This is a genomic window from Vibrio ponticus (genome assembly GCF_009938225.1).
Lineage (GTDB): Bacteria > Pseudomonadota > Gammaproteobacteria > Enterobacterales > Vibrionaceae > Vibrio > Vibrio ponticus.
In genome coordinates, this window is sequence record NZ_AP019658.1 from 1,435,267 (window position 1) to 1,447,207 (window position 11,941).

General features: G+C 46.3%; 10 protein-coding genes. 6 read left to right on the forward strand and 4 right to left on the reverse strand.

The features are described 5' to 3' along the window. Positions 1-2 precede the first annotated feature (2 nt). Complete coding sequence (locus GZN30_RS20600; protein WP_075649135.1) at positions 3-701, forward strand: response regulator transcription factor; 699 nt, start codon at positions 3-5, stop codon at positions 699-701. A 72-nt stretch (positions 702-773) separates the two neighbouring features. Then, positions 774-2,024, forward strand: a complete 1,251-nt coding sequence (locus tag GZN30_RS20605; RefSeq protein ID WP_083627157.1) for a sensor histidine kinase — start codon at positions 774-776, stop codon at positions 2,022-2,024. A gap of 248 nt (positions 2,025-2,272) precedes the next feature. On the opposite strand, the gene manA is transcribed toward GZN30_RS20605, so the two are convergent. The 3 genes from manA to mngA all read right to left on the reverse strand — a co-directional run bounded on the left by manA (position 2,273) and on the right by mngA (position 8,273). Beyond that, positions 2,273-3,478, reverse strand: a complete 1,206-nt coding sequence (gene manA / locus GZN30_RS20610; protein WP_075649137.1) for a mannose-6-phosphate isomerase, class I — start codon at positions 3,476-3,478, stop codon at positions 2,273-2,275. 83 nt (positions 3,479-3,561) lie between these two features. Then, positions 3,562-6,201 (reverse strand): mannosylglycerate hydrolase, encoded by a 2,640-nt coding sequence (gene mngB, locus GZN30_RS20615; protein ID WP_075649138.1) that lies wholly within the window; start codon positions 6,199-6,201, stop codon positions 3,562-3,564. A gap of 131 nt (positions 6,202-6,332) precedes the next feature. Continuing rightward, the gene (mngA, locus tag GZN30_RS20620; RefSeq protein WP_075649139.1) at positions 6,333-8,273 is read right to left on the reverse strand and encodes a PTS 2-O-a-mannosyl-D-glycerate transporter subunit IIABC; all 1,941 of its coding nucleotides are present in this window, start codon (positions 8,271-8,273) and stop codon (positions 6,333-6,335) included. Positions 8,274-8,532: 259 nt separating this feature from the next. Between mngA and GZN30_RS20625 the strand changes: the two genes are divergently transcribed. From GZN30_RS20625 to GZN30_RS20635, 3 genes are all read left to right on the forward strand, one after another. Next, entirely contained in the window at positions 8,533-9,252 is a 720-nt protein-coding gene (locus GZN30_RS20625; protein WP_075649140.1) for a GntR family transcriptional regulator, read from the forward strand. A gap of 104 nt (positions 9,253-9,356) precedes the next feature. Continuing rightward, on the forward strand, positions 9,357-9,992 hold the full coding sequence (locus GZN30_RS20630) for an SGNH/GDSL hydrolase family protein (RefSeq protein ID WP_083627158.1): 636 nt from the start codon (positions 9,357-9,359) through the stop codon (positions 9,990-9,992). 47 nt (positions 9,993-10,039) lie between these two features. Further along, on the forward strand, positions 10,040-10,930 hold the full coding sequence (locus GZN30_RS20635; protein ID WP_075649141.1) for a LysR family transcriptional regulator: 891 nt from the start codon (positions 10,040-10,042) through the stop codon (positions 10,928-10,930). A 45-nt stretch (positions 10,931-10,975) separates the two neighbouring features. Here the strand turns inward: GZN30_RS20635 and GZN30_RS20640 are convergent, their stop codons facing one another. After that, positions 10,976-11,362, reverse strand: a complete 387-nt coding sequence (locus tag GZN30_RS20640) for a VOC family protein (protein ID WP_075649142.1) — start codon at positions 11,360-11,362, stop codon at positions 10,976-10,978. Between the two features lie 162 nt (positions 11,363-11,524). On the opposite strand from GZN30_RS20640, the gene gloA2 reads away from it, so the two are divergent. Then, entirely contained in the window at positions 11,525-11,911 is a 387-nt protein-coding gene (gene gloA2 / locus GZN30_RS20645) for an SMU1112c/YaeR family gloxylase I-like metalloprotein (RefSeq protein WP_075649143.1), read from the forward strand. Positions 11,912-11,941 lie beyond the last annotated feature (30 nt).

Genomic DNA, 11,941 nt, shown 5'->3' on the forward strand with positions numbered 1-11,941 from the left:
AAATGCTGAAACAAAGCCGAATTTTAGTGGTAGAAGACAACATTGAACTGCAAGGCACCATTGCTGACTTTCTTGAAATAAAAGAAGCAGTCACCGACTTTGCTACCGATGGAGAGCAAGGGTTTAATCTCGCGAGCCAACATGAGTTTGATGTCATCATCTTGGATGTCATGCTTCCCAAGTTAGATGGCATGCAAGTTGCCGAAAAACTTCGGCAAAATGGCATTACTACCCCTATTCTAATGTTAACCGCTTTGAACGGTCAGCAAGACTTGCTCAACAGTTTTGATTCTGGCGCCGATGATTTTGTGACCAAACCTTTTCAATTTCTCGAATTAGAAGCTCGATTGAGTGCTTTAATCAAAAGAAACAAAGGGTTAGTTGCAAAAAAAACGCTCCAGTATGGTCAGATCATCATTGATGAGAAAACCCACACCGCAACGAGAGATGGAAACGCGCTCAACCTTTCTCCGATTCTGTTTCAGATTCTCCGAGCGCTCGTGACAGCGCAAGGTGAAATCGTCTCGCGAGATAGTATGATTTACCTGCTCTGGGGTGATGAAATCCCAGACAAAGACGTTTTACGCAGCCATATCTACCTACTTCGCAATGTGCTGGATAAGCCATTTGAATTTTCGATGTTAAAAACGGTACCTAAGTATGGTTTTCAATTGGTGTTACCCACCCAACAATCGACGTAGACACGAGTTAGCACAATCATGATACTTTTCTCTAAACTAGGAAACTCCATTGAGGATGTCAGAATCCGTGCGATGCGTACTTTTGCCTTGATCGCATTGGTTTCCTCATTTTTCGTCTTTTTCGCTTTCTCTATTCGACTTGTTTGGCAAGAAGAAGCACAAATGGAGGAGCACTTAAAATCGTTTAAGGGCGTCGCTGAAGAGTTCTACAAACTTTCACCAAAGACCAGTTTGGCTTTGTCGGAGCACGTCACCGTCTACTACGGTGAAGCTGATTTTACCGACCAATTACAGAGAATCAGCCCCATCCCTGTCGATAGCGTCAATCGTCTACGATACGAATTCAAAATCAGCGATGATCAATTATTGCACGCAGGCATTGTCGCCTATCATTTTGATTTTGAATATCAAGGTGAAACCATTCCTACATACATTACTATAAGTTCTTTTAATATGGACTTGTGGGACGATAGTTGGGATGGGTTAATGCTCATCTCCACGCTACTGATGATCTTTCTAATCGTGGTATTACGCTTCACCCTCAAACGCGTGGTCGACCAAATCATGTCACCAATTACAGAATTGAGTAGCCAACTGCGCAATCATCAATCCGAACAGTTTGTGATTCCGCCACACTCCGTCGATGAACTCACTCAGCTCACCGCGCATCTCAATAGCTATTCCAAAATGAAAGACCGCTTAGCCAAGCAAGAGTTGATGTTTGCCAAGTACGCCAGTCATGAACTGAAAACACCAATCGCCATTATCTTGAGTGCCGCAGAGTTACAAGCGATGAAACCTCAAGATAGTGAGTTTCAGGCAAAGCAGCGTGAGCGCATTTTGAACTCGACCAAAGGAATGAGAAATACCGTCGAAGCGCTGCTTAATATCGTCAAGCAAGAGAATGCCTCCACCGAAAAATCATTAACACCGATCGTTTCCTCTTCCATCGATCTAGAAAAATACCAAGCGATGGTTACCGACGGTGTAACCCTAAGTTTGGAGGTCGCCCCAAACACTCAGTTGAATATGCCCATGACGTTGGTCGAAATGGTACTGAAAAACTATGTTGAAAACGCAATTCGCTTTACCTCATCGGGAGAGATTCACGTAAAAATAACGTCTAATGAGATTTCTGTTACTGATACGGGCAGCGGATTGACTGAGCAAGGTAAAACAGAACATGGTCTGGGACTGATCATTGTTGAGCGCATCGGGAAAAGCTACGGTTGGAGCTCGACACTTGAGAACCGAAGTGACAACAGCGATAAGCCCAATCGCAGTGGCTGCATAGCACGATTACAAAAAAACACCGTAACCTAACAGAAAGACAACGCATAAAAAAGCCCGCCGAAATGGCGGGCTGGTCAAACCGTATTAAACACAACGGTGAATATGATACTTTCCAACGATGTTGATAATCAGCAAGTGACGCTAATTAAATTGAATAGTAGCGGTTTAATACTTATTCCAAATCCCCTTGGATACGACCAAAACAATATCACGGTTACCCATAAGGCTATTGACCCACGCTCGGGGGAACATGATCTCAGCCGTTAGGAGCTTCTCAATCAGTTAAACGCACGTGCTAATGTGCCAACACCATGATACTGATAAACTTTTGCTTTGTTACAAACAAAGGCTGACTCACCTGCGGCAAGGGTAACGAACTCACTGCCACAACTAAGCGTTGCTTGACCTTCAATACAGAAAATAATCTCTGCACCACGAACATATTGCGCTTTATCCTCGGCATCGAGCGCGATAATTTCAAAACCAAAATCATCCACCGGGATCGGATAACCGAGCTTATTACCACTGCAAAATGGTGCCAGCTTGATTTCGTCAGCAGCAATAGAGTGGAACTGAGTATTAGCAATAAGCTCCGCCACATCCATATACTTCGGCGTCAAACCGGCACGCAGTACGTTGTCAGAGTTCGCCATAATTTCTAAGCCAGTACCTTTAACATACGCGTGCGGCGTTTCAGCATGGAGGAACATCGCTTCACCTGGTTCAAGCTCCACCACATTTAACAGCAGCGGTGAAAACAGACCGATATCATCGCTATTCCCTTGGCTAAAGTCTTGACTAAACTCTTGAATGAGTTCAAATGCTTCACGTGCTAGTGCCGTTTTAGCGGGCAGTTCGACTCGCGCCACAAGCTCAGCGATCGCTTGCTGCTTACGCTCACCGGTAAGGTTCATCACCACAGAGAAAAACTCTGCTAAACCTTGCTCGTTCGGCAAAGCACTCAGCGCATCAACTTCATCACGCAGCGTATCAATTCCTGCTTGTTGAAACAGCGCCACAATCTCTGCAACAGGACGAAAACCATTCATCGCTTTGTAAAACGTTAACGCGTAAACCAACTCGGGTTTATGGTTAGCATCTTTATAATTGCGGTTCGCCGCACTTAACTCAATGCCTTGCTGGTTCTCTTTCGCAAAGCCTGCCATCGCTTTCGCTTTACTTGGGTGAACTTGTACCGAAAGCGGTTTTGCCGCAGACAATACTTTAAACAGATAAGGCAGTTCGCCAAAACGCTCCGCCGTATACTCGCCTAAAACGCCATGTGGATCTTGCGCGATAATCTCAGCTAACGACTCACCGCTGCCGGCTACTTTTGAGCAACCATTTGGGTGCGCACCCATCCAGATTTCAGCTTGAGGTTGATTGTCAGGGTTAGCGATACCAAATAGCTCACCCATCGCCGTTTTACTACCCCAAACATAATTTTGAATTACGTTATCGAGTTTAAATAGTGTTTTCGTCATCGTTGAATCTCTTGCGAGCGAATGGAAGTGAAATAAAAAAGCTCAGCACATCTATGAGGCAATGTGCTGAGCAAAACCCGTAATTAGAACTTCACTAGGAATGACTTAGCTTGACATGATTTCAAAGTGCCAAAGCTCGTCTCAATTTGAGGTTGTGCTAGAGGCTTCTCATCCATGCTCACTTCTTGCCATGCGCTTACCGCTTGAGTGAAGCAAACACCATCTTCTAACTCACCCGTTTCTGCTGGGTTGTAAACACGAATCACAAGACCTTGCTCATCTTCCGCTTTCTTCAGTACGCTCAATACCGCGCCACGTTGCTCTTTTTCAAGCAAGCTGTATGTAAGTGGCTTGTCTTGTTCACCCACGTTTAGCTTCATCGCATTGTATGGAATCTTGTTGTAGCACTGAATTGGAGTGACGTTGTCACGAGATTCAGCCATGATGTTCGCACTGATGTGATCACCTTGGTAACCAAACAGACTGAAGTTACACACTAGCTTGCCACGCGTTTGCGAGTCAGGCGTTGGGATCTTAATACCTGAAGGGCGACCAGGACGCAGCAGCAGCTCTTCTTTACCCAGCGTACCAACACCACGAAGCAATGTTAGAGCAAAAGTATCACGTTCTTCGTTGTTCTTGCTTGAAATGATTTCAAACTCACGCAGACCATTGGTCATCAGCGCCATACCGCCAGCCGAGTTCTCAACTGCCGCAAAGTTCATAAGTTGGTAAACTGGTACTGGCGCTTCTTTCCAGCCCTCTTGTTCCCAAACTTCCATCGCAGGATCGTTGGTTGGGCGAGTGATCAAGCCAAACTGGTTATCCGCAACCACAGTTTCAGAGACAAATGGCGTCGGGATAAGCACACGTACACGGTGATCATCAGCTTGGTTATCAAGCTCCATGCGAACTTCAATACGGCGGCTAGCTTGTTTTAGTACCACTTGACAATCAACATCTAGGAAACCATTTTGACCTGCACGCTCTTCACGCTCCTGTAGATTTGCAGGGACAGACATGCGTAGCTTAATGTTCGCAACCGATTGGAAGCCTTCATGTTTGATCTCTGTTTGCACTTCAAACTCATCTGAGTAGAGTAGCCATTCTTTACGTGATGGAGAGTAATCGTATTCGTCGCCATCATCAGAGCCATCTTCGATACGCAGCGCTTGGTCGTAAGTGTGTAGCGTCTCTTTGTCGAAAATCGTTAGGGTACCGTTGGCGTTGACATTGATGCGGTAGAAGTCGTTCTCTAGAACGTGTTCACCCTGCTCAGCGACTTTTTGCGTGCCTTTGCTGTGCGCTTCAATGTGCAATGTCGTGAAGCCCATTGCTGGTACTGTGTGTTTAAATTGGATGTCATATTCGATGAACGGATCGTAGTTACCGTAGTGAACGATCTGACGGTCAATCTTACCTGGGTCAATCACGCGTTGGTCTTGAATGAAGTACTCAATCGCGTTGCCGTTATCATCAAACAGATTAAATTCATTAGCACGTAGCGTAATCGTGGTATTGATCACCTCTTCACGCGCATATGGAGATAGGTTGAACAGCGCTAGCTTGTCACAGCCTTCACGCGCTGGCATGTGGTCAACAATCTTACGTTTGTAGAAGTTGATTAGGTTGGTCGCCATATCATCCGCAAGGATGTAGCGGTTTAGGATCTCAGCGTGTACTTTGTCTGAGCAGCAGCAACCAATCGAGTCATGAGCGTGGTTCTTCATGCTCTCTTTCCACATTTTCTCAATCAGACCGTGATGGTATTCAAAGCCCAAGCTCCAAGCGATAGACGCAAGCGGCTCTAGAATGTTGACGATCTTGTTCTCAACTTCTGCGTGGATCAATTTGATGTCCATACGAGTTGAAGAAATCGTGCGGTGAACACGCATGTATTTACCGTCGTTAAACTCACCTTTTACTGTATCCAATTGATCGCGCAGCGCTTCAATACGCTCAAACACTTCTTCGTAGCGGCTCATCACAAACTCGCGATCAGGGTAGATTTCGCGCAGCTTATCCATCACTTCAAAAATGTCTTTCTGAATTGGCATTTGGTCGTGACCGTTTGGCAACAGAATGTCTTTCGTCACTGACGGCTTTTCAAGCACAGGGAAGTATTTGTCTAGGCGATCACGCAGACCTTTTTCATCCTGAGGTAAGTACTTACCAATCGCATAGCCCAGTGGTAACACTTGTGCTGTCACTTCACTGCCATCATTCGATTGCCATACAAATTCGGTTTTATCTGTACCGTGACGCTCTGAACAGCCGCGCCAGAACATTGCACGATTGATACCAAAGCCGTTGTAAATCATAGGTAGTTGCGAGCTCATTGAGAATGAATCTGGTAGGTAACCAATCTTCATTACTTCACCAAACTCTAGGCAGTCACGAATACCGTAAAGCATATTACGTACAATTGATTCGCCAGACACTTGCATGGTATCCGTTTGCGAATACCAAGGACCGATGATCAGTTTGCCCGCTTCAACTAGGGCTTTAACGCGCTCTTTGTTCTCTGGTTTGATCGCGAAGTAATCTTCTAGTACCGCGGTTTGACCATCGAGTACGTAGTATTTGTATGCAGGGTCATTTTCTAGACGCTGCATGATCTCTTCCATGTTGTTAATCAGAAGAATACGTGACTCTTCAGTAGTGAAATACCATTCACGATCCCAGTGCATGTGTGGAGTAATATGAACGCGTGATGTAGTCATAACTGTATTACCTATTGAGCGATTTACTTAAGCAGTAAAGAGACTCGAAATTTGAAATTTGAAAATATGGGGATTAAATCTTGTTACTTACTTGCACAGGGCACATAACTTGTGCCCTGTACTATTTAGCGTTAGTTTGAAGTCGCAGCCTGAGCGTCAAATTGACCCTTTTTTACTGCGTGTGCTCGCCAGCCGATTAGCATTGCGGTAGAAATCGCCGTACCAATTAGAGCAGCACCTAGCCAGATTGCGCCGGCACCGAATGCGCCGATTTCAGGGCTGTAATCCAGTAGGAATAGCGACACGATACCCGCACCTGGCGCTTGCAGACCGATACCAGCCGCACCTACGATGGCACCACAAACTGCCGAACCCACTAGGAATGAACCGATTACGCGTACTGGATCTTCAATCGCCATTGGAATCGCACCTTCAGTGATACCTGCAAGACCTAGTAGCCAAGTTGACTTACCCGTTTCAATCTCAAAGTCTTTAAACAGACGTGGACGAAGCATAGTCGAGAATGTCACTGTAAATGCCGAAACCATTTTCACTGAAGCAAAGATTGCATACGGCGCAAAGTTACCGTTCGCCATCGCACCCACACAGAATAGGTAAGCTGCTTTGTTAATTGGACCACCAAGGTCAGACGATACAAACAGACCGATTACCGCGCCTAGGATGATGGCATTGGTGCCAGATAAACCATTTAGGAAATCGGTTAGCCCTTGGTTAAGCCATGCCACAGGTTTACCCACCACGAACAGCATCAATGAACCAACGATCAAGGTGCCAAGTACTGGGTAGAGGTAGAAGGTTAAGAAACCATTAAATGCAGGGCTAACACGAATGTTCTCTTTCACCCAGCGCATGAAGTAGCCTGCTAGCAAACCACCAGCAACACCACCAAGGAAACCTGCACCGATTAAGTTCGCTGCAAGACCCGCTGCAAAACCAGGACCTAATGCCGGTTTGTCAGCCAAAGAGTAAGCCGTGTATGCCGCTAACACCGGTACCATGAGTACGCCGAGTAAACCGCCACCAAGCTTACGGTACATGTTTAACCAGCTGCCCGCTTCGTTATATAGCGCAAGCATTTCTGGGTTGATACGTGAAAGCAGAACCGCGATCGCCAGCACCGTACCACCCGCCACGATCAGTGGCACAGCAAACGAAATACCAGAGAGCAGCGCTTGTTTAACATCGGTTTTCCAAGAGTTACGTTTCTTCGGCGCATCCATTGCAACTGCACGCTCAGCACCAGAGCCATTTTTCGCCGCTTCCAACGCTTCATTAAGAATACGCTCAGCATGTTTAATCGGCTCAGCAACTGGCACTTCAACGCGAGGAATACCGTTAAAACGCTCTAGCTCTTTGATAGCCACTTCTGCCGCAAATACACAAGCATCAGCTTTATTCAGTTGCTCAGCTGTTAAGCGATCTTCAATACCATTGGCACCTTGTTTTTCAACATGCACGTTGATACCAAGCTTCTTACCCGCTTTTTCTAGGTATTCCGCAGCCATATAAGTATGAGCGATACCAGCAGGGCATGCTGTCACACAGACAACGGTTGGCGCATTTGTATCTAAGTTGTCTTGTTCTTCAACCACTTCGTCAGGCTTGTTGAACAGCGCCAGAAGTTCATCTGTGGTGGTCGCATTCAGCACGGCTTCACGTACGTCGTCATCAACCAAGGTTGTAGTGAGCTCTGTAAGCAGGTGCATGTGCGTAGAGCCTGCTTCAGCATTTGGAATCGCAATTAGGAAGATCAGATTAACATCTTCATCTTCGTCCAAGCCTTTCCACTTTAAATCTTGTTTTAGTGTCGCTACCGCGAAGGAAGCTTCTTTTACTGCATCTGTCTTACCATGAGGTACAGCAAGACCTTCACCTAAAGCGGTTGGTCCTTGTTCTTCACGCGCAAATACCGCATCTAGGTATTGTTGTTTATCGTGCAGTTTGCCTTGTTGATCTAATTGTTCAGCCAGCGCACGGATCGCTTCGTCACGACTTGTAAAAGTCGTTTGTAGGTTAATCAGCGATGGGTGGGTTAGAGAGGTCAGATTCATAACGTTTGTCCCATTGTCACATTATTCATTGTTGTCCGTACAACAATGAGACCAATGATACCTATTAAATACAAATGATCTGCGATCTAGATCTCAGTTGAATTAAAATATGTATTATTGTTGTATTGTTTACTTTCAAATTATACCAAACAACTGCTTGTCATATTGAATCGAATTCGTATGATACGATTAACTATAGCGTATATCAGTACTGTTCCATCAAATCGAGTCGTAACGGAACAGTGTAAGAGAGGTAGCCATGGCAAGATTGCCTATGTATCGACAAATAGCAGACGCCATTCGTGGCAAGATCAGCTCAGGTGAATATAAAGTCGGTAATGCCCTTCCTACTGAGGCACAATTACGAGAAGAGTTTTCCGTTAGCCGCGTGACCGTGCGCCAAGCGATTAAATTGCTGGTTGAAAGCGGCGAGCTAGAAAGCAAGCAAGGTAGCGGAACCTACGTGAAAGAAAACAAGGTGAATTACGACATCTATCAGCAAAGTAGCTTTGCTGAAAAATGGTCACACCTTGATTCTGTTACTCGCAGTGATGTACTGGCATTTGAGATCCGCAGCGCCTCACTCACCATGGCAGAACACCTTAATATCTGTGAAGGCGACCGCGTCTTCTATGTTAAACGCGTGCGCTACGTTGATGAGAATCCAATTACGGTTGAAGAAACTTGGCTACCAACCGAAATGTTCCCAGACCTCACCTACCAAGTGATGCAAGGTTCAAAATACGAGTTTATTGAAAATCAAAAAGGCATGGTCATTGATCGCAGTGAACAGGAAATCATCCCTGTGTTGCCACCCAGTGACATTGCCGAGCTCCTTGGTATTGACCCAGCGCAACCGATCATAGAGAAACGTACCCGCAGCCATTTAATCGATGATACAATTTTCGAATACAGTCGAAACTACTTTAAATCAAGCGATTACAAATTTACGTTGGTAGCAAAACGACATCGTTCATAACGAATTTCAAGCCAGTATTTTCTTAGAGCACTGACCTTGAAAACACTTTTTTGAACGCGCGTGTTTAAACGCAAGCAACTCGAATTTGTTGGCAAGGATAGAAAATGAACTCTGGTGTGAAATCTGTTTTATGTTTTGGTGACTCAAACACGTGGGGCTACATGCCCATCAAAGGCGGTCGCTACCCAGCCGAGCTTCGCTGGACGTCGCTACTGGAGCAACAACTCCCAGCAGACTGGCAAGTGATCAGCGAAGGCTTGCCAGGCAGAACCACCGGTTTTCATGAATCGATTCACAGCCCTCACTCCGGTCTCGGCTACTTCCTACCTTGCTTAGAGAAATACCAACCAGAAGTAGTGGTGATCATGCTTGGCACCAACGACTTGCAAAGCCACCTAGGTTTATCCGCCGAAGCGATCTCTTTTGGTGCGGCGCAACTGGTTAAACAAGCCCAGCACTTTGCCAGCCACAACCATGATGTCGCGACCAATATCGTATTGGTTTGTCCGCCGCCTATTTTTGAAATCGGTTTCGCTGCCACAGGGTTTAGCGGCGGCGCTGAGAAGTCGCAACAATTTGCCGAGCACTATCAACAAAGAGCCCAAGAGCTTGGCTGCTATTATTTAGATGCAGCTAAATGGGTGTCATCGAGTGCAACGGAAGGGGTACATTGGCATGAGGATCAGCCTGCCAAGTTTGCCGAAGGTTTATACCAGACGATCAAGCATCTGTTTGCTTAATTACCATCAAGCCACGATAACTGGCAGCGACGAATCATAGGAACCGGATGAAAGTACTTCAGGACTTCAGTGTCTTTATTGAAACCGCACGCCAAGCGAGCATCACCCAAGCTGCGAATACGCTGGCAATAACGCCTGCCGCGGTAAGTGCCACAATAAAACGCCTTGAAGCGCAATTTGGTTGTGCGCTGTTTATTCGCTCGACACGCAGTATTCGCCTGACGCCTGAAGGTCAATTAATGCTGGAGAAATGCCAGCAAGCCGTGACTGCGATTGAATCTGGGGTTGAGTCAGTAAAGCGCGATCCAAACCAAATCACCGGGCACCTGCGTTTAGCGATGCCATCAGATCTTGGGCGCAACATCATCATTCCGTTGCTCGATGAATTCATGGAGCAACACCCAACTCTTTCGGTCTCACTTGAGCTTAGCGATAGTTTGATTGATCTCTACACTCGCCCGATCGATGCTTCACTGCGCTATGGCACGCCGCCAGACTCAACCATGGTTGCCCTACCGATCAGTCCAGACAACGATCGCATCGCTTGCGCCTCGCCTGAGTACCTTGCCAAATATGGCACACCAACTCACCCGTCAGAACTTGTTAATCACAACTGCATTAACTTCATTACGCTAGTGAAGTACCACACCAAGTGGCGTTTTACCAAACAAGGGGAAATGTGTGAAGTGGTCGCCACAGGCAACCGTTTTGCCAACGACGGTGACGCAGTCAGACGCTGGATGATCTCCGGAAAAGGGATTGGCTATAAATCGCGAATTGATTCAATACCAGATATCGAAAACGGCAGCCTCGTACCCCTGTTTGAAGATTGGCAAGGCGATGCGATTCCTCTTAATCTTGTCGTCACCGACAAACGCCAGCTGACTCCCGCACTTTACCTGCTGCGTGATTTTTTACGCGAGCGTTTAAGCAGCTAGTTCGTATTGCTATTAACCAACGGCTCATGTACTGCAACGTTGCAGCTATTGAGAAGCCACCGGCGAGCAAATCTCTACTAAGTAGCCATTAAGGTCGCTGACGTACGCGGTGGTCTGTCCCCACGGCATCTCTTCAACGTCTTGCACTAACGTTGCACCAGCCTTTAATGCCTGACTAAGCTGCTCTGCGACTTGCTCAGTCTCAAAGGCAATTTCAAATGTCGGCGCACTAGCCTTCGGTTTTACCGCGCCTTTGCCCAGTTGGCTCATCAACTCCAGCGAGCTAAACGAAAGCGTGGTTTCACCAGTATTAAGCGCACCGTAGTCGCCGCTTGGGTGCAAAAATTCAATATCAAAGCCAAATGCTGCTCGATAAAACTCTAACGTCGCCTCTACGTTTTCGACATACAAAATGGTGTATTTCAGTTTCATGTTATTCCCTTAATCACTCACTTAAGTACATATTGCGCCACTGCGTGCTTTTTAGCCGCCACAACGAGTCTGATTTGCGACACTGAAAAGCAAAATAATCACTAGTGAGCGCGGGCGATTGTGGTTACTCTAATTCTGTATTCACCACTAAGGATCGATATCTTGAAACTGGAAGCCATTCATCACGTTGCCATCATCTGCTCAGACTACTTAAAATCAAAGCACTTCTATGTTGAGTTACTGGGTCTTGAGATCATCGCAGAGAACTACCGCCAAGCGCGCGACTCTTACAAGCTGGATTTAGCACTGCCAAACGGGAATCAACTTGAGCTGTTTTCATTTCCCAATCCACCAGCGCGCCCAAGCAACCCTGAAGCGCAAGGTCTACGCCACTTAGCTTTTGTGGTTGAGTCCGTTGAACAGAGCGCGCAATATTTAACGCAGCATGGTGTTGAAGTAGAACCGATTCGCATTGATGAGTTCACCGGCAAAGTATTCACCTTTTTCAAAGATCCCGACGGCTTACCGCTGGAGCTCTATCAGAAATAATCCGATATCGAATCAATGTTGACAGATAGA